Source organism: Acidovorax sp. Root70 (assembly GCF_001428225.1).
GTDB lineage: Bacteria > Pseudomonadota > Gammaproteobacteria > Burkholderiales > Burkholderiaceae_C > Acidovorax.
In genome coordinates this window covers 32655-49936 of record NZ_LMHQ01000027.1, presented here as the reverse complement: position 1 = coordinate 49936, position 17282 = coordinate 32655, and the positions used below count along the sequence as shown (strand labels likewise).

General features: G+C 66.8%; 17 protein-coding genes. 8 read left to right on the top strand and 9 right to left on the bottom strand.

Annotation, left to right across the window (positions count from 1 at the left end):
* Positions 1–9 precede the first annotated feature (9 nt).
* Complete coding sequence (locus ASD94_RS13470; protein WP_056643747.1) at positions 10–1689, top strand: long-chain-fatty-acid--CoA ligase; 1680 nt, start codon at positions 10–12, stop codon at positions 1687–1689.
* 116 nt (positions 1690–1805) lie between these two features.
* Positions 1806–2558, top strand: a complete 753-nt coding sequence (locus tag ASD94_RS13465; protein ID WP_056643745.1) for a 5'-methylthioadenosine/adenosylhomocysteine nucleosidase — start codon at positions 1806–1808, stop codon at positions 2556–2558.
* 203 nt (positions 2559–2761) lie between these two features.
* Here the strand turns inward: ASD94_RS13465 and corA are convergent, their stop codons facing one another.
* The 5 genes from corA to ASD94_RS13440 form a co-directional block, all read right to left on the bottom strand.
* On the bottom strand, positions 2762–3748 hold the full coding sequence (gene corA, locus ASD94_RS13460; RefSeq protein ID WP_015016148.1) for a magnesium/cobalt transporter CorA: 987 nt from the start codon (positions 3746–3748) through the stop codon (positions 2762–2764).
* Between the two features lie 221 nt (positions 3749–3969).
* Positions 3970–4743, bottom strand: a complete 774-nt coding sequence (locus tag ASD94_RS13455; protein ID WP_056643743.1) for a uracil-DNA glycosylase family protein — start codon at positions 4741–4743, stop codon at positions 3970–3972.
* Between the two features lie 53 nt (positions 4744–4796).
* Positions 4797–5297 carry a ribosomal protein S18-alanine N-acetyltransferase gene (rimI, locus tag ASD94_RS13450; protein ID WP_056644122.1) on the bottom strand — a complete coding sequence of 167 codons (501 nt, stop codon included), beginning with the start codon at positions 5295–5297 and terminating at the stop codon, positions 4797–4799.
* A gap of 21 nt (positions 5298–5318) precedes the next feature.
* Positions 5319–6032, bottom strand: a complete 714-nt coding sequence (gene tsaB / locus ASD94_RS13445; RefSeq protein ID WP_056643741.1) for a tRNA (adenosine(37)-N6)-threonylcarbamoyltransferase complex dimerization subunit type 1 TsaB — start codon at positions 6030–6032, stop codon at positions 5319–5321.
* Between the two features lie 44 nt (positions 6033–6076).
* Positions 6077–7057 (bottom strand): DMT family transporter, encoded by a 981-nt coding sequence (locus ASD94_RS13440; RefSeq protein WP_056643740.1) that lies wholly within the window; start codon positions 7055–7057, stop codon positions 6077–6079.
* A gap of 90 nt (positions 7058–7147) precedes the next feature.
* Between ASD94_RS13440 and dacB the strand changes: the two genes are divergently transcribed.
* The 5 genes from dacB (at position 7148) to ASD94_RS13415 (ending at position 12375) form a co-directional block, all read left to right on the top strand.
* The gene (gene dacB, locus ASD94_RS13435) at positions 7148–8623 is read left to right on the top strand and encodes a D-alanyl-D-alanine carboxypeptidase/D-alanyl-D-alanine-endopeptidase (RefSeq protein WP_056643738.1); all 1476 of its coding nucleotides are present in this window, start codon (positions 7148–7150) and stop codon (positions 8621–8623) included.
* A gap of 31 nt (positions 8624–8654) precedes the next feature.
* On the top strand, positions 8655–8924 hold the full coding sequence (locus ASD94_RS13430) for a SemiSWEET transporter (RefSeq protein ID WP_056643736.1): 270 nt from the start codon (positions 8655–8657) through the stop codon (positions 8922–8924).
* Between the two features lie 133 nt (positions 8925–9057).
* A complete protein-coding gene (locus tag ASD94_RS13425) occupies positions 9058–10356 on the top strand; it encodes a lipase family protein (RefSeq protein ID WP_056643734.1) in 1299 nt (432 codons plus the stop codon).
* Between the two features lie 164 nt (positions 10357–10520).
* Positions 10521–11663, top strand: coding sequence for an SGNH/GDSL hydrolase family protein (locus ASD94_RS13420; RefSeq protein WP_056643732.1), 1143 nt, complete (start codon positions 10521–10523; stop codon positions 11661–11663).
* 25 nt (positions 11664–11688) lie between these two features.
* Positions 11689–12375 (top strand): OmpW family protein, encoded by a 687-nt coding sequence (locus tag ASD94_RS13415; RefSeq protein ID WP_056643730.1) that lies wholly within the window; start codon positions 11689–11691, stop codon positions 12373–12375.
* An 88-nt stretch (positions 12376–12463) separates the two neighbouring features.
* Here the strand turns inward: ASD94_RS13415 and ASD94_RS13410 are convergent, their stop codons facing one another.
* The 4 genes from ASD94_RS13410 to purE form a co-directional block, all read right to left on the bottom strand.
* Positions 12464–13417, bottom strand: coding sequence for an SGNH/GDSL hydrolase family protein (locus ASD94_RS13410; RefSeq protein WP_056643728.1), 954 nt, complete (start codon positions 13415–13417; stop codon positions 12464–12466).
* A 75-nt stretch (positions 13418–13492) separates the two neighbouring features.
* Positions 13493–14509 (bottom strand): L-threonylcarbamoyladenylate synthase, encoded by a 1017-nt coding sequence (locus ASD94_RS13405; RefSeq protein ID WP_056643726.1) that lies wholly within the window; start codon positions 14507–14509, stop codon positions 13493–13495.
* 14 nt (positions 14510–14523) lie between these two features.
* The gene (locus ASD94_RS13400) at positions 14524–15696 is read right to left on the bottom strand and encodes a 5-(carboxyamino)imidazole ribonucleotide synthase (protein ID WP_056643725.1); all 1173 of its coding nucleotides are present in this window, start codon (positions 15694–15696) and stop codon (positions 14524–14526) included.
* A complete protein-coding gene (gene purE, locus ASD94_RS13395) occupies positions 15693–16187 on the bottom strand; it encodes a 5-(carboxyamino)imidazole ribonucleotide mutase (protein WP_056643723.1) in 495 nt (164 codons plus the stop codon). Before purE ends, ASD94_RS13400 begins: the two co-directional genes overlap by 4 nt.
* 155 nt (positions 16188–16342) lie before the next feature.
* Between purE and trxA the strand changes: the two genes are divergently transcribed.
* Complete coding sequence (gene trxA / locus ASD94_RS13390; RefSeq protein WP_056643721.1) at positions 16343–17251, top strand: thioredoxin; 909 nt, start codon at positions 16343–16345, stop codon at positions 17249–17251.
* The last annotated feature ends 31 nt before the right edge of the window (positions 17252–17282 follow it).

The window sequence follows — 17282 nt, the reverse complement described above, 5'->3', positions numbered from 1 at the left end:
ACAATCCCAATGACCGACCGCCCGTGGCTGGCCGCCTACCCACAAGGTGTTCCCGCAGACATCGACACCACGCAGTACAGCTCCCTCGTAGCGCTGATGGACGAGGCGTTCAAGAAGTACGCCAACCGCGTGGCCTACAGCTTCATGGGCAAGGACGTGACCTACGCCCAGACCGATTCGCTCTCCAGTGCGTTCGCCGCCTACCTGCAGAGCCTGGGCCTGGTCAAGGGCGACCGCGTGGCCATCATGATGCCCAATGTGCCCCAGTACCCGGTGACCGTGGCGGCCGTGCTGCGTGCAGGTTTTGTGGTGGTCAACGTGAACCCGCTGTACACCCCGCGCGAGCTGGAGCACCAGCTCAAGGATTCGGGCGCCAAGGCCATCGTCATCATCGAGAACTTCGCCACCACGCTGGAGCAGTGCATTGCGCACACGCCCGTCAAGCACGTGGTGCTGTGCGCCATGGGTGACCAGCTGGGCCTGCTCAAGGGCACGCTGGTCAACTACGTGGTGCGCAACGTCAAGAAGATGGTGCCCGCCTACAACCTGCCGGGGGCAGTGCGCTTCAATGACGCCGTTGCCCAGGGCACGCGCGGCGCGCTCAAGAAGCCCGACATCAAGCCCGACGACATTGCGCTGCTGCAGTACACCGGCGGTACCACGGGGGTGAGCAAGGGCGCCGTGCTGCTGCACCGCAACGTGATCGCCAACGTGCTGCAGTCCGAGGCCTGGAACGAGCCCGTGATGAAGAAGGTGCCGGCGGGTGAGCAGCCCACCAGCATCTGTGCGCTGCCGCTGTACCACATCTTCGCGTTCACCGTGAACATGATGCTGAGCATGCGCACGGGCGGTAAGACCATCCTGATCCCCAACCCGCGCGACCTGCCTGCGGTGCTCAAGGAGCTGTCCAAGCACACCTTCCACAGCTTCCCGGCCGTCAACACACTGTTCAACGGCCTGGCCAACCACCCGGACTTCAACACCGTCAACTGGAAGAACCTCAAGGTCTCGGTGGGTGGTGGCATGGCGGTGCAGGGTGCTGTGGCCAAGCTCTGGCTCGAAAAGACAGGCTGCCCCATCTGCGAAGGCTATGGACTGTCGGAGACCAGTCCTTCGGCCAGCTGCAACCCCACCACCAGCACCGAGTACACCGGCACCATCGGCGTGCCGCTGCCCAGCACCTCCATGAAGCTGCTGGACGATGAGGGCCGCGAGGTCACCACGCTGGGCGAGCCCGGAGAGATCGCCATCAAGGGCCCGCAAGTGATGGCCGGCTACTGGCAGCGTCCCGATGAAACCGCCAAGGTCATGACCGAGGACGGCTACTTCAAGTCGGGCGATATCGGCGTGATGGATGCGCGCGGCTTCTTCAAGATCGTGGACCGTAAGAAAGACATGGTGCTGGTCAGCGGCTTCAACGTGTACCCCAACGAGGTCGAAGAAGTGGTGGCCAACTGCCCGGGCGTGCTCGAATGCGCCGTGGTGGGCGTGCCTGATGAGAAGACCGGCGAGGCCGTCAAGCTCGTCATCGTGAAGAAGGACCCGGCGCTCACCGAAGCGCAGGTCAAGGAGTTCTGCCGCCACGAACTCACCGGCTACAAGCAGCCCAGGGTGATCGAGTTCCGCACCGAGCTGCCCAAGACACCCGTGGGCAAAATCTTGCGCCGCGAACTGCGCGACAAGAAGTGACGCAGTCTCCGGCACGTCACAATCCCCAGGCGGCTCCGGCCGCCTTTTTTGCGACCGCGCGGCGATGCTGGCGCGGGTGTGCTGTGACCCGATGACATGACCCCAAGGACCTCTGCATGAGCACTGCCATTCTGAGTGCGCTGCCCGAAGAACAAAGCTCGCTGGTGCAGCACCTGGCGCATCCGCAGCGGCTGATGCACGCAGGCCGGGCGTTCTGGCGCGGCGAGCTGCACAACCGCCCGGTGGTGCTGGCGCTGTCGGGCATTGGCAAGGTGGCGGCTGCCACCACAGCCACGGCCTTGATCGAACATTTTGGCGTGGCGCGCATCGTCTTCACGGGCGTCGCGGGCGGGGTCGGCGATGGGGTGCACCGGGGTGATGTGGTGGTGGCGCAAGACTATGTGCAGCACGACATGGATGCCTCGCCGCTGTTTCCTCGGTGGGAGCTGCCGGGCTACGCACGCAGCCGCCTCGCGTGCGACCCTGTGCTGGTTGCTATGCTTTCAGAAGCTGCCAACCTATGTGTCACTAGCGCAAGCAGCCTCTGGGGCTTGAAAACCATCCACGGGGATGCCCACCGAGCACACCAGGGCTTGGTGGCCAGCGGGGACCGTTTTGTCTCCACCGCCCAAGAGTCTGAGCGCCTGCGCACCGCCCTGCGCACTGCCGGGCACGATGTGCTGGCCGTGGAAATGGAAGGTGCCGCCGTCGCCCAGGTCTGTCACGATTACGGCCTGCCCTTTGCCGCTGTGCGCACCATCTCCGACCGGGCCGACGACGAAGCCCACGGCGACTTCGCCCAGTTCGTGCAGACCGTGGCCAGCCGGTACGCCGAGCACATGGTGCTGTCGTTTCTGCAGAAGCTATAAAACTGATAGCGGCTGGGGCATATTGCACTGGCGCTTGCGGCAGATTTTCCCTCTAAAGAGGGCTCCACTGCACCCCGTTTGCCGTTCGCCACGATGCGCTGCAACCGGCGCTATGTATCTACCAGCGCCATGGCGGAACCGGCTTTGCCGGGCCGCTGGAGGCGTCCCCCCCCAGGGGGAAGGCGCGCAGCGCCACAGGGGGGCTACTTCAGCCAGCCGCGCTTGCGGAAGTACCACATGGGCCCGAGCGCGCTGGCCAGCATCAGGCCCAGCGCATACGGGTAGCCCAGCGACCAGTCCAGTTCGGGCATGAACTTGAAGTTCATGCCGTACACGCTGGCGATCAGCGTGGGCGGCAGCAGCGCCACGCTGGCCACCGAGAAGATCTTGATGATCTTGTTCTGGTTGATGTTGATGAAACCGACCGTGGCGTCCATCAAGAAGTTGATCTTGTCGAACAGGAACGCCGTGTGGTTGTCCAGCGACTCGATGTCGCGCAGGATCTGGCGGGCTTCCTCGAACTGCTCGGAGTTGAGCATCTTGGAGCGCATCATGAAGCTCACGGCGCGGCGTGTGTCCATCACGTTGCGGCGGATGCGGCCGTTCAAGTCTTCCTGGCGGGCGATGGCGGCCAGCACCTCGCCGGCGCGGGTGTCAGTCACGTCGCCGGCCAGCACCTGCTTGCTCACGGCCTCCAGCTCGTCGTAGATGTTCTCCAGCGTGTCGGCCGAGTATTCGGCGTCGGCGTCGAACAGCTTGAGCAGCACTTCCTTGGCGTCTTCGATCAGTCCGGGCGCGCGGCGCGCGCGCATGCGCAGCAGGCGAAACACGGGCACGTCTTCATCGTGGATGGAGAACAGCACGCCCCGGCTTTTCAAGTTGGTGTTGTGCTGGTTCAGGATGAAGGCCACGCGCACCGAACGCGGGTCTTCGTCGTCATCGATCAAGAAGTCGCTGCGGATGTGCAGCTCGCCGTTGTCTTCCTCGTAGAAGCGGGCGGATTCCTCGATGTCCTCGTCCATCGCATCCTCAGGGATGGACAGGCCGTAGTGCTGCTTGATCCAGCGCTTTTCTTCGAGCGTGGGGGCTTCCAGGTCCACCCAGATCGGCTGGAACTTGGTCAGCTCTTCCAGGGACTCGATTTCTTCCTGGAACAGCCGGCCATTGGCGAGCGTAAAGATGTTGAGCATGGGCTCACTCCCTTGTTTTTTGGCGTCTGCGGTGCGGGGGTAGGGGTGCTTTCAACCCCACAGCAGTCAAATGCGCCGGGAGCTGAAAGCTACCAACTCGGGTAGGTTTCCAAGGAGCTGTCTCCGTAAAAATTAGGCAAGCGGCGGATTATGGCACCGGGCGATGACCTCGCGGGCGCCTGGTGCGGCGTGGCGCGGGCGCCGAAGCCTTTCAACAGGCGTCAGCCCTCGGCACTGCGCACCATGGCCAGCGCCCGGCACAGGTCGGCCCAGGCGGCGGCCTTGTTGTCCTGTGAGCGCAGCAAAAAGGCGGGGTCGTAGGTCACCACCGCCGGGCACCCGGCCAGCACATGGGGGCCTGCGCGCAGGCGTCCCAGGGGCTCGGTGCGTCCCAGCGCCGCACGCGCCGCCACGTGGCCCAGCACCAACACCATGGCGGGCTGCAGGCGGTCCACGGTGTCGGCCAGTGTGGCCGGAATGTCCGCGCTGGCTTCCGTGCCGGGCGCAGAGCGCTCCAGCGTAGTCACGAACACGCGCGGATGTTGGTGCAGTTGCATGGCCCGCAGCATGTTGTCGAGCAAACGGCCCGCGTCGCCGCCAAGGGGCTCGGCAGGGGTCATGCTCTCGGTCACGATGAGCCAGCCCCGGCCCAGCCCGGCGGGCGTTTGCGCCGGGTCGGCGGCGGGGTAGAGCGCCTGCGCAGGGTGCAGGCGCAGGGCGGGCGCGGCCGGGCCTGCGCCTGCAGGTGCGATGGCTGGGGGTGCGCTGCGGCTGGTGGTGTGGACCGGCGGCGCCTGGGGGCGCTCGGCAAGCGTGGGGGACGACGGGGCCTGGGGCTGGGCGCGCGGCGGCGCCACGACGGGTGCTGCCACTGCGACAGCAGGGGCGCTTGCCGGGGGCTGCTGGGGCGCATCCATGGCCGGCGCTGGGCCCCACACGGTGACGCCCATTTCTTGCAGCATGGCGCGCTGTCGCGCATTGAGGTGGAGGCTCATACAGAAAGAAAACAGGCCATCAGAGGTTCAGCAGGGTCGGGTGCGGCGTGGGGTCAGAGAGCCAGGCTCATGACCACGGCGTCTTCGCGCTGTCCGTGTGCTGCAGGGTAGTAACGCTTGCGGTCGCCCACGCGGCGGAATCCGTGGGTCTGGTAGATCTGCTGGGCGCGCAGGTTGCTCACCCGCACCTCCAGCCACAGCCATTGTGCACCGCGCCCGCGTGACCACAGGGCCAGGGCGTCCAGCAGCACGCGGGCCCAGCCCTGGCGCTGGTACTCGGGGGTGACGGTGATGTTGAGCAGGTGCACCTCATCCACGCCCATCATGGCCACAAAGTAACCCAGCAGATGCTCGTCCGCCATCAGCAGCTGCGCCTCGTAGCCCGAGGCCATGGCGTCGGTGAAGTTGCCGCGGGTCCAGGGGTGCGAATAGGCGAGTTGCTCCACGGCCAGCACGGCATCGAGCCGCGCCAGGGTCAGGGCCTCGAAGCGTGCCTCGGGGCGGGTGGGGCTGGCGCCGGACGGCGATGCGGAGGAGGTGGGCAGTGCGCTCATGAGGGATTCGTTCACCCCTTCTCAGGGCGTTGCCGCTGCCTGGGCGGCACGCAGTGCGGCGCGTTCGGCGGTGGTTTGCGCCACTTTATCGCGGATATAGCGCGGCAGGGCGTCACTGGCGGCCACGGCATGGCCGGCGGTGATCAGCGCGGGCGCCAGGCGCAGCAGGGCTGCGGCGGTAGGCAAGGCCATGAGGTGCGGGGCGGTAGGCGCCAACCGGTCGCCGTAGGGCGCGCGGGCGTTGCCAGCCACCGTCCAGCCTGTTGGGGGCTGCACCGACTCGGGCGCCCCCAGGCCGAAGTCTTCGTCGGCCTGCCAGCGGGCTTCGGCGGGCAGCCACTCGCAGTGCGCGTGGTAGACCTCGTCCATGCGCGCATCCAGCACCGCCACCACCTGGGTGCAGCCGTGCTGATGGCGGGCTTCCTCGGCCACGGCCAGCAGGGTGTCTACGGGCAAGACCGGCACACCTTGCCCGCCCTTGGCACCAAAGGCCAGACCCTGGGCCACGGCACAGGCGGTGCGCAGCCCGGTGAACGAGCCGGGGCCGCGCCCGAACACCACCGCATCCAGCGTGTCGAAAGTCAGGCCCGCTTGCGCCATCAGCGCACGCACGGCGGGAATCAGTGCCGCCGAGGCCTGCGGCCCCCCGGGCCCTTGGTGCTGCCAGACGCCATCGCCGTGCTGCACGGCAATGGAGAGGGTGTCGGTACTGGTGTCAAAGGCGAGCAGATTCATGGGCTGGGTGTGGTGGTCTTTGGCGGCGCGTTCGGCGATGGGGCTCAGGGGGTGGCAGCGGCAGGGGCTTTCGGGGCCTGGCTTTTGCGCAGCACGCCCACGAGGATACCGGCGGTGACCAGCAGCAGGCCAGCCACCAGGTTCCAGTGCATCGGCTCGTCCAGAAAAATCACCGCCCCCATCGCCGACAGTCCAGGCACCAGGGCCGTGATCATGGTCGATCGCACGGGGCCGTAGTGCTGGATCATGCGCGTGAAGCCAATGCCTGAGACCACCACGGAGCCACCGCCCTGGAACAGCATCTGGAACGCGATCTCGCTCCACGGCGCCAGCGCCAGGTGACTGGTGACCGCACCCAGCGAGACCAGCAGCGAGTAGCTGGGCAGGTACACCACGCAGGCAAACGCCGTGACGGCAATGGTGGCCTGCACCGCGTCCACCGCGTAGCGCCGCGCCAGCACACTGTAGGTGGCCCAGGACGACGCGGCCAGCATGAACAGCAGGTCGCCCTTCCAGACATCGCCGCCCGAAAACGCCGCCAGCAGGCTGCGCCCACCCACCAGCAGATCGCCCGCCACGATCAGCGCCAGGCCGGCGGCGCGCAGCGGCGTGATGTGGTCGCGCAGCAGCCAGGCGGCCAGCAGCGCCGTCCACAGCGGCAGGCTGCCCGGCATGAGTACCGCCGCATGGGTGGCCGGTGCATGGAAGAACCCCGAATAGGCCAGCAGCGCGTACAGCAGCCCGCCAAAGCTGCCCAGCAGCGCCGTGGTGCGCAAGGGCAGGGGCGAGATGCCCGCCAGGCTGGACGCCGGTGCCGAGGCTCCCCGTGCCGCCAGACGTCGCCGCACCATCCACCAGCCCCAGGGCAGCAGCACCAGGCTGGCGCCCACGATGCGCAGCAGTGCAATGTCGAACGGGGTGAGCGTGCGCTGGGCCGAGGCGCGGGCGATGATGATGAAGCCCGTCCAGATGGTGACGGTGACCACGGCCGCCAGCAGGCCGATGGTGCGGGGAGAAAAACGCATCGGGCGATTATCGGCGCCCGCCGCAGGCCGTGCTGGCGCTGGGAGTAGAGCGGCGCTTGGTGCAGGTGTGTGGGCGATAGACTCCCCGCCATGTTGTCTGTTTCTGCTCTTTGGCGCCGCCGTGTGCTGCGTGGTGTGGTGGGTTGGGGTGCTGCGTGGCTGATGGCTGCGGGCGGGGTGGGCTCGGCGGGGGCGCAGACGGCGGCTCCCGCTGCAGGCCCTCTGCCGCCCGAGGTGGAGGCCGCCCTGGTCCGCGCCAAGCTCCCCCGCGAGGCCCTGTCGGTGATGGTGGTGGACGCGCAACCGGTTGGCAAGGCCAGTCCGCGCCTTGCGCACCGTGCCCAGGTGCCTGTGAACCCCGCGTCGGTGATGAAGCTGGTGACCACCTATGCAGCGCTGGAACAGCTGGGCCCCGCCTATGTCTGGAACACGCCGGTGTATGTGCAGGGCACAGTGCAGGACGGCAGCCTGCGGGGCAATGTGTATATCCAGGGCCAGGGCGACCCCAAGCTGGTCATGGAGCGGCTGTGGCTGCTAATGCGGCGGCTGCAGGGCCAGGGCATCCAGGTCATCGTGGGCGACATCGTGCTGGACCGCAGCGCGTTCGACGTGCCGGACCAGGACCCGGCGCGGTTTGATGGCGAACCGCTGCGGCCCTACAACGTCTCACCCGACGCCCTGCTGCTGAATTACAAGTCGTCGGTGATGACCTTTGTGCCCGATGCTGCCGCCGGTCTGGCGCGCATCCAGTACGACCCGCCTTTGGCCGGGGTGCAGCGCCAGCCCACCGTGGCGCTGGCGGCGCCGGGCGCAGACTGTGGTGACTGGCGTGCCACCCTGCGAGCAGAGCTGTCGGACCCCTCGAAGGTGTCGTTCCAGGGTGTGTACCCCGCCGCGTGTGGTGAACGCGTGTGGCCGGTGGCTGCGGCCGATCCGCGCGGCTTTGCGGCGCGGGCGGTGGAGGGCATGTGGCGCGAACTGGGCGGCAAGCTCACGGGCAGCGTGCGCGATGGCAAGGTCCCCCCGGGCCTCAAACCCGCGTTTGTGGTCACGTCCCCCGCGCTGGCCGAGGTGGTGCGCGATGTGAACAAGTACAGCAACAACGTGATGGCACAGCAGGTGTTGCTGACCCTGGCGTTGCAAAAAAACGGTGTGGCCACGTTTGATGGGGCCCGCGAGGTGCTGCGCCAGTGGTGGCAGGCTCGCATGGGCGATGCGGACCTGCCGCAGGTGGACAACGGCGCCGGGCTCAGCCGCGACGCCCGCCTGACCGCTCAGGCTCTGGCCCGCATGCTGCAGATGGCCTGGGTGTCACCTGTGATGCCCGAGCTGGTGGCGTCGCTGCCGATCACGGGTGTGGACGGCACACTGCGCCGCAGCCAGAGCCGGGCGGGCACTGCCCACCTCAAGACCGGCAGCCTGCGCGACGTGATGGCTGTGGCGGGCTATGTGCATGCCGCGAGTGGGCGTCGCTATGTGCTGGTGGCCGTGGTCAACCACGCCAATGCGGGCGCGGCGCGGCCGGTGCTCGACAGCCTCATCGACTGGACGGCGCGCGAGCAATGAACAATCGGCGCTGCCTCGCTTCTTCCCCACCATGCAACTCCACGAACTGATCGGCTACCTCGCCGCCTGCCTGACCACCTGCAGCTTTGTGCCCCAGGCCCTGCACACTTTTCGCACCCGCGACGTCAGCGGTATCTCGCTGGGCATGTACAGCGTTTTCACGGTGGGCGTGGCACTGTGGCTGGCCTACGGCCTGGCGCTGGCAGCCTGGCCCATCGTGGTGGCCAATGCCATCACTCTGGCCCTGGCGGGCACCATCCTGGGGATGAAGGTGCTGTACGGCGTGCACCGTCCCGACTGACCGGTCACGCGGGCCCCGGCGCGCTGTCGCCTAGGTGTCTGGCGGCGTGCGGCCTCCCGCGTTATCCCCTATGGATGCTGCAGCGCAGGTGCGCGCACGATGCGTCGTTCTTCACTGACCGAGGTATCCATCCATGACCTATTTCCGCCTTACCTGTGTGGCCGCTGCAGCGGTCCTGCTTGTCGCCTGCGGTGGCTCTGACGACCCGGCGCGCGGCGCGTTGATTGACCCTCCCGCCACGCTCACCACGCTCACCGTGGCGCAGATCGATGCGGCCACGGCCAGCAGCGGCCTGCAGGCGATCAGCGGCAAGGCCAAATGTGACGTGAAGGTGGTGTCTCTGAACTATGCGACCGTGGGTGCCAAGAGCGGCGAGAACACCAACGCCTCGGGCGTGATGCTGGTGCCCGCCGGCACATGCACCACGGCCGCTCCACTGGTGGCCTACGCCAAGGGCACCGATGTGCAAAAGCCCCGCACCCTGGCGAACCCGCAGGACAGCGAAACCTTCCTGCTGGCCGCCATGTACGCCGCGCAGGGCTATGCCGTGGTGGCCACCGACTACCTGGGCTTTGCCAAGTCGGGCTACAGCTACCACCCCTACCTGCATGCCGATTCGGAAGCCACCTCGGTCATCGACTCGGTGCGTGCAGCACGCAATGCGGCAAGCACGGTGGGCGCCACGCTGTCGGGCAAGGTGATGTTCACCGGGTACTCGCAGGGCGGCCACTCGTCCATGGCGGCGCAGCGCGCCGCCGAGCGGGACTACGGCAACGAATTCAACGTGGTCGCGGGCGCTCACTTGGCCGGCCCCTACAACCTGTCGGGTTCGCTGCGCATTCCAGACGCGATCGCTGGTGTGCAGTTCTTTGTGCCCTACCTCGTCACGGCCTGGCAGAAGGTCTATGGCACCGTCTACACCGACGTGAAGGATGTGTTCAAGGCGCCGTACTCCGGCTACATCGAGAACCTGTTGCCCAACCCCACGCTCAACTACACCACCCTGGTGACCACGGGCACGCTGCCTGCGGGCACGCCTAACCAGGCGCGTGACGCGCTGTTCCAGTCGGCGTTCATCACCGGTTCGCAGACCAGCACCACCCATCCACTGTATCTGGCCGCCAAAAAGAACGACCTGCTGGGCTGGACCCCCAAGGCGCGCGTCATGTTGTGTGGTGGCGCAGGCGACCCCACCGTGCCCCCAGCAGTTCACATGGCCGTCATGAAAGCCGACTTCGACAGCCGGGGTGTGACGAATGTGAACACGGTGGATGTGGACGCTGCCATCCAGGCCACCTATGGTCCTGGCGGCAAGGCACCCACCGACCCCACCTCGGCAGCTTTTGCCACCTACTACGGCAGCTACCACGGCACCTACGAGCCGCCGTTCTGCCACGCGCAGGCCAAGGCGGTGTTCGACACCGTCAAGTGACGGCTGTGATGCCTGCGTGAAGCCCCCAAGGGGTTCGCAGGCTTTTAGAACCCCACCCCTAAGCCCCACCGGTATTTACCCGGTGGGGCTTTTTTGCGTTGGCGAATATGATCCGCGAGGAATAGCACGGTCGTTCTATTTTTACGATAACAGGAGTGATACCGATGGTTTTTCAGCGCAAGGCTTTGTGGGTTTCTCTGGCGGCAGCGTCGCTGCTGGTGGCGTGCGGAGGCGGCGGTGCCGACACCGCTCCGGTGGCGCCCATCAAGACCGTCAAGGTCATGGGTGACAGCATTGCCGATAGCGGCACGTTTGGCTTCAAGTTCACGGTGCAGGGCAGTGCGCCCACGGGCCCATCGTCCACACCCATCTGGCCGGAGCTGGTGGCCAGCAGCTACAGCAACACGCTCTGCCCCCGCTATGCGTTCACCGGCAGTGCCTTCAACAATGCGGCGGGCTGCACCAACTACGCCATCGGCGGCGGGCGCATCAACAACTTCACGGCACCCACGTCGCCTGTCTCCATCGTCAAGCAACTGACCGATGCCGGCGTCGACGGCTTCAGCGCGGGCGACCTGCTGCTGATCGACGGTGGTGGCAACGATGCCGCGGACCTCATTGGTGCCTACCTGTCGGCCTCCAAGGACGGCGGCAAGGCCTTCGGCGCGCTGCTGTCCACCTTGCTGCCTGCAGCCACGGTGAACGCAGGCCTCGCGGGCGGTGCCACGGGCCAGGCCCAGGTGGGTGGCGCCTACATGGTGGCGCTGGCCGACAAGTTCCACGACGCGATCGAAGCCAATGCCTTGAGCAAGGGCGCACAGCGTGTGGCGGTGCTCAACATGCCTGCCATCGACAAGACGCCGCGCCTGCAGCAGGTGCTCGGCGGCATCACGGCGTCAGCGGGCGCTGCCGCCAGTGCGCAGGTGCAGGGCCTGCTCAAGGCCTGGCTCGAAGCCTTCAACGCCCAGCTGGCCAAACGTTTTGCGGGCAACAGCAAGGTGGTGGTGGTGGACTTCTACACCTCGTTCAACGACCAGGTGGCCAACCCTGCGCAGTTCGGGCTGACCAACGCCAAATACACCGCATGCCCCATCACGGGCCTGGGTGCTGACGGCCTGCCCACCTATACCTTCCCCACCTGCACGGCAGCCGCCCTGTCGGCACAGACACCGCCCGCAGGCGCCACGGGTGGTGCGGACTGGTGGAAGACCTACGCGTTCTCCGACAGCTTCCACCCCACGCCGTATGGCCACCAGCTGGTCAGCCAGCTGGTATCGCGTTCGCTGGCCCGCGCTGGCTGGCTGTAATCGGCTGTTGAAGGGTTCACACACCATGCAAACCACAACCATTTCTCCTTCCCTGGCTGGCGCATTGGCCGCCCTGGCGATCACCCTGTCCGGCGGTGCCCAGGCGCAAACCGCAGGCAACTGGCTGGTACGCGCGGGCGCCACGCAAATCTCGCCGCAGGTCACCAGCGGCGACCTGTCCGCGCCCAGCTTCACAGGCACCAAGGTGGACGTGCGTGCCGACACGCAACTGGCGGGCGGCATCACCTACATGCTCACCGACCATTGGGCGGTGGACGTGCCCCTGGCGCTGCCCTTCAAGCACGACATCATGGGTGCGGGGGCCATCGGCGGTGTGGGCAAGATCGGCGAGGTCAAGGTGCTGCCCATGACCGTGTTCGCGCAGTACCGCTTTCTGGAGGCCAATGCCCGGGTGCGCCCCTATGTGGGCCTGGGCGTGACCTACGCCAAGTTCTTCAAGGAACGCGGCACCGCTGCGCTGACCGGGCTGACCGGTGGCAACCCCTCGCGCCCCACCACGCTGAGTGCCGAGTCGCGGTTTGGTCTGACGCCACAGGTGGGTGTGAGCATCGCGCTCAACGAACAGTGGTCGCTGGATGTGGCGTATTACAAGACCTTTGTGAAGACGCGTAACACGCTGTCCACGGGCCAGACCATCGACGTCAAGCTCAATCCCAACGTGGTGGCGCTGGGTGTGGTGTACCGGTTCTGACCTCCACAAGGAGCGGACCCGCCGCCCCAAATAAAAAGGCCGCCCTGTGGGCGGCCTTTTTATTTGGGAGAACCCGGAGCGTACCGGCTTACCAGCGTGCGCGCAGGCGGTCGTAGGCGTAGGTGCCAAACTGGCGCTGCGCGGATGGCGTGAGGTACACGCTGTCGGCAAACACGAACGAGGTAGCGCTGGCACCCGACAGCAGCGTGGAGGTGTTGCACAGGGCCGAATTGACCTGGCCTGCACCAATGCCGATGCCGTTGTTGGCGTCCACCGATGTGCACACCGCCGCCGTGGAGTTGTTGAAGCCATAGTTGCCAGGCACGCTGGTGTACAGGTTCACGTAATAGGCCGAGTCCACGTACAGCACGTTGGCGCCCAGGTCCACGATGCCCACGAGCAGGCCTTCGTTGAAGCGGCTGCTGGCGTTGGTCAGCAGGGCCTCGCGGCCGATGGTCTTGGCCCACGGGGTCTTGCTCAGGTCGTAGGTGCCGGTCACCACCACATACTTGGCGCCGGCCGTCACCAGGCGGCGTACCTGGGCTGCCAGGTCTTCACCAGCCTTGCGAGCAGCAGCCACCATGGCATCTTCGGTCTGCGTGCCTGCGTTCACAGCCGCCATGCCAGCGATCACGTCGCTAACGCCGCCGCTCACGATCACCACGTCGGTGGCTGCGAAGCTGCCGCTGGTCAGGAAGGTGTCGATCTGCTCGGTGACGGTGCGGGTGCTGGCGTTGCCAGCCGCGTCGGGCTTGGCGCTGACGCGGGCGTTGCCGGTGGCATAGCTCAGGCCGCCTGCGGAGACCGGGGAAAGCGACTTGCCATAGTTGGCGACCAGTTGCAGGGTCCAGTTGTTGACGCTGCCGTCATTGACGGTGTAACGCGAGCCGTTTTGCCCCACATCGTTCATGGCGTCGCCGAACGCAATGAAGCGCTGGGGCGAGATGGCCGATTCGGTGGTGCTGGAACCGCAGGCCGCGAGCAACGCGGCCGACGCACATGCGGCGACCATGATGGTGCGGCGCATCCAATTTGCTGCCATGTATTTCTCCAGAAAAGTGGGGGGTAGTTTAACGACGCAAAGTCAACGGATGTAAAGCGGCGCCATCGTGCCGGGTCAGGCTGCGGATGCGCGCTGCAGGCGGTCGCGCACGCCTTCCCACTCGGGGCTGGCGGGCGGGGCTTCGATCCAGATCAGCTTCACGCCCTCATCGTCAAACCCGCGCAGCACGGCGAACAGCTGCTGCGCCGTGGCGGCCGCGTCGTCGGGCATGCGCCGCATGACCAGCTTGGAGGACTGGGTGCGCAGTGCAGCGCGGGCATAGACCGCGATGTGGGCGGCCTCGGCGCCCAGCAGGTCCAGGCTGGTCTGCAGCGCCTTGGCATCCATCAGCCGCACCTTGGCGCTGGGGGCGTAGTGGGCCTCCAGCGTGCCCGAAGCGCGGGGTGTGGCCGTGGGCAGGTCTTCCTTGGACAGCGGAGGCACACCACAAGCCGCTGCAATCTGCGCTCGGGTGATGGCGCCGGGCCGCAGCAGCACAGGCACACCGCGCGTGCAGTCCACGATGGTGCTTTCAATGCCCACGTCGCAGGGCCCGCCGTCCAGCACCAGCAGGTCGGCGCCCAACTCGTCCTGTACGTGCTGGGCGGTGGTGGGGCTCACGCGGCCAAAACGGTTGGCGCTGGGGGCTGCAACACCCCACACGGGCGGGCCACCGGCGTCTTTGCCATCGCCCGCGGCTGCGCAGGCCAGCAGCAGGGCGTGGGCCACGGGGTGCGCGGGGCAGCGCAGTCCCACGCTGTCCTGCCCGCCGGTGGCGGCGGTGGCCACACCGGGCAGGCGCGGCAGGATGAGCGTGAGCGGGCCGGGCCAGAAGGCATCGACCAGCTTCTGGGCGAACGCGGGCACTGTGCTGGCGAAATGCGCAATGCCCTCGGCATTGGCCACATGCACGATCAGCGGGTGGTCGCTGGGCCGCCCCTTGGCGGCAAAGATCTGCGCCACGGCGGTATCGCTGCTGGCATCGGCTGCGAGGCCATACACCGTTTCGGTGGGCAGGCCGAGCAGGGCGCCGCTGCGCACAGCACGCGCGGCGGTGGCGATGGCCTGGGGGTCGTTGCCGTCGAGGATCATGGGAGGGGCCCGGCTCAGAAGGGCTCGATGCCCAGCAGCGCTGCCGCCTGCAGGGCTGTGGCGCGCGCAGCCTCGGGGGTGGCGGCGGTGATGTTCAGGTGCCCCATCTTGCGACCGCGCTTGGCATCGTGCTTGCCATACAGGTGCAGGTGCGTACCGGGCAAGGCCAGCACCTCGGCCCAGGCAGGGGTTTGCGCCGCGTCGCCGTGGGCAAACCACAGGTCGCCGAGCAGGTTCAGCATGACGGCGGCGCTGTGCTGGCGCGGCTGCGTCAGCGGCAGGCGCGCCATGGTGCGCACCTGCAGTTCGAACTGCGACACATCGCAGGCGTTCTGGCTGTAGTGGCCGCTGTTGTGCGGGCGCGGAGCGATCTCGTTGACCACCAGGCTGCCGTCCTGCAGCACAAAGAACTCCACGCACAGCACGCCCACGTACTGGAGTCCTTGTGCTACAGATTTCGCAGCGACCACCGCTTGATCCACTAGCGCTTGCGGCAGATTTCCTTCATAAACCTCCGTCACAGCCAGGATGCCGTCACGGTGCAGGTTGCGCTGCACGGGCAGGTGCACCATGGCGCCATCGGCACCGCGCGCCACGATGACGGAGCATTCCAGCTGCAGCGGCAGCATCTTCTCCAGCACGCAGGCCACTTGGCCGACCGAATCCCAGGCGGCGGCCAACTCGACGGGCGTCTTCACGCGCACCTGGCCCTTGCCGTCGTAGCCCATGCGGGCAGTTTTCAAAATACCGGGCAGCAGGTCGGGCGATACAGCGGCCAGTTGCTCGGCCGTTTCGATCACCGCATACGGCGCGCAGGGCACGCCGCAGGCCACAAAGTGCGCCTTCTCGCGCGCACGGTCTTGTGCCACCGACACGGCGCTGGCGGCGGGCGATACCGGGCGTTGCGTGGCCAGGGCGGCCAATGCAGCGGCGGGTACGTTCTCGAACTCGGTGGTCACCGCATCCGACAGGCGGGCCAGCTCGGCCAGGCCCTGCGGGTCTTCGTAACCCGTCTGGATGTGGTGGTGGCTCACCAACCCGGCGGGGCTGGTCGGGTCGGCATCCAGCACGGCCGTGAAGTAGCCCATGGCCTGGGCCTGGTGCACGAACATGCGGCCCAGCTGGCCGCCACCCAGCACGCCCAGGGTCGCACCAGGGAGCAAAGGCTTCAGGTCACTGGCGGTCATGCGGCGGGCGGCAGGGTCATGTTGCGGGCCACTTCCGTCTGCTCGGCGCGGAAGGCTTCCAGGCGCTGGCGCAGGTCGGGGCTTTCGTTGGCCAGCAGGGCCACGGCAAACAGGGCCGCGTTGGCTGCGCCGGCCGTACCAATGGCAAAGGTCGCTACCGGGATGCCCTTGGGCATTTGCACAATGCTGTGCAGCGAGTCCACACCCTGCAGATGGCGGCTGGCCACGGGCACGCCCAGCACAGGCACAGGGGTCTTGGCGGCAATCATGCCGGGCAGGTGGGCGGCGCCGCCGGCCCCGGCGATGATGGCTTTCAGGCCCCGGCTGGCGGCGGCCTCGGCGTAGGCAAACATGTCATCGGGCATGCGGTGGGCCGAGACCACGCGGGCCTCGTGCGCGATGCCGAACTGTTCAAGGATTTGCACTGCATGCTGCATGGTGTCCCAGTCGCTGCTGGAACCCATGACCACGCCGATCTGGATGGGTTTCATGGTGTGGAAGGTGCTGGCCGGCAGGCCTCGCCTGCCCAGCCGCTGTAGGTGGAACCCGCGATTTTACTTTTTGCGCCTCCATGGCGGGCGTGGGGCTGTTTCGATGGGCCAAAATAGCGCGCACATCGCTCCATAGGCCCCGGCCCCACACCATCATGATTGACGTCACCGTAGAGAACTTTGAAGCCGAGGTGGTTGCCGCCTCGATGAACGTGCCCGTGCTGGTGGACTTTTGGGCGCCCTGGTGCGGCCCCTGCAAGTCGCTGGGACCTGTGCTGGAGAAGCTGGAGACGGAATATGCGGGCCGCTTCAAGCTCGCCAAGATCGACTCCGACCAGGAGCAGCAACTGGCGGGCATGTTCGGCATCCGCAGCATTCCCACCTGTGTGCTGTTGATGAATGGCCAGCCTGTGGACGGCTTCATGGGCGCCTTGCCCGAAGGCCAGGTGCGCGCTTTCCTCGACAAGCACGTACCCACCGCCGAAGAAATGGTGGCCGAGGCGGAGGAAGAAGAGGCGCTGGAAGCTCTGGCAGAAGGCGACACCGGCACTGCGCTGGAGAAACTGCAGCACGCCGTCGTCACCGACCCCGCCAACGATGACGCGCGCTTTGACTACGTCAAGCTGCTGCTGCAGCTGGGGCGCGAGGACGATGCCAAGGTGGCTTTTGCGCCCGTGATTGCCAAGGCTGCCATGTCGCGCAAGCTGGGGGCCCTCAAGGCCTGGATGGATGCTCTTGATTTTGTAGCGTCGGGCGCATATGACGCCTCCGCTGAAGCCGGATTCGAAGCAAAAATCGCGGCCAACAAGCGCGATTTCGACACCCGCTATGCCCGCGCCCGCTGGCTCATCACCCAGCAGCGCTGGACCGACGCCATGGACGAGTTGCTCGAAATCCTCATGCGCGACAAGGCGTGGGGCGAAGAGGCCGCCCGCAAGACCTATGTCGCCATCCTCGAACTGATCGAGGCCCCCAAGCCCAAGGTCGCCGAGGGCCAGATCCCGCCCGAAGACCCTGTGGTGGCCACCTACCGGCGGCGGCTGTCCAGCGTGGTGCTGAGCTGAGGGCGGCGAGAGGTTGAAAGGGTGAGCAGGG

Coding starts and splice junctions, on each gene's coding strand:
- ASD94_RS13455 (WP_056643743.1), bottom strand. CDS start 4,743: ATGAGCCTCCACCTCAATGCGCGACAGCGCGCCATGCTGCAAGAAATG.
- rimI (WP_056644122.1), bottom strand. CDS start 5,297: ATGAGCGCACTGCCCACCTCCTCCGCATCGCCGTCCGGCGCCAGCCCC.
- tsaB (WP_056643741.1), bottom strand. CDS start 6,032: ATGAATCTGCTCGCCTTTGACACCAGTACCGACACCCTCTCCATTGCC.
- corA (WP_015016148.1), bottom strand. CDS start 3,748: ATGCTCAACATCTTTACGCTCGCCAATGGCCGGCTGTTCCAGGAAGAA.
- trxA (WP_056643721.1), top strand. CDS start 16,343: ATGATTGACGTCACCGTAGAGAACTTTGAAGCCGAGGTGGTTGCCGCC.
- ASD94_RS13420 (WP_056643732.1), top strand. CDS start 10,521: ATGGTTTTTCAGCGCAAGGCTTTGTGGGTTTCTCTGGCGGCAGCGTCG.
- ASD94_RS13400 (WP_056643725.1), bottom strand. CDS start 15,696: ATGACCGCCAGTGACCTGAAGCCTTTGCTCCCTGGTGCGACCCTGGGC.
- ASD94_RS13470 (WP_056643747.1), top strand. CDS start 10: ATGACCGACCGCCCGTGGCTGGCCGCCTACCCACAAGGTGTTCCCGCA.
- dacB (WP_056643738.1), top strand. CDS start 7,148: ATGTTGTCTGTTTCTGCTCTTTGGCGCCGCCGTGTGCTGCGTGGTGTG.
- ASD94_RS13425 (WP_056643734.1), top strand. CDS start 9,058: ATGACCTATTTCCGCCTTACCTGTGTGGCCGCTGCAGCGGTCCTGCTT.
- ASD94_RS13410 (WP_056643728.1), bottom strand. CDS start 13,417: ATGGCAGCAAATTGGATGCGCCGCACCATCATGGTCGCCGCATGTGCG.
- ASD94_RS13440 (WP_056643740.1), bottom strand. CDS start 7,057: ATGCGTTTTTCTCCCCGCACCATCGGCCTGCTGGCGGCCGTGGTCACC.
- purE (WP_056643723.1), bottom strand. CDS start 16,187: ATGAAACCCATCCAGATCGGCGTGGTCATGGGTTCCAGCAGCGACTGG.
- ASD94_RS13465 (WP_056643745.1), top strand. CDS start 1,806: ATGAGCACTGCCATTCTGAGTGCGCTGCCCGAAGAACAAAGCTCGCTG.
- ASD94_RS13415 (WP_056643730.1), top strand. CDS start 11,689: ATGCAAACCACAACCATTTCTCCTTCCCTGGCTGGCGCATTGGCCGCC.
- ASD94_RS13430 (WP_056643736.1), top strand. CDS start 8,655: ATGCAACTCCACGAACTGATCGGCTACCTCGCCGCCTGCCTGACCACC.
- ASD94_RS13405 (WP_056643726.1), bottom strand. CDS start 14,509: ATGATCCTCGACGGCAACGACCCCCAGGCCATCGCCACCGCCGCGCGT.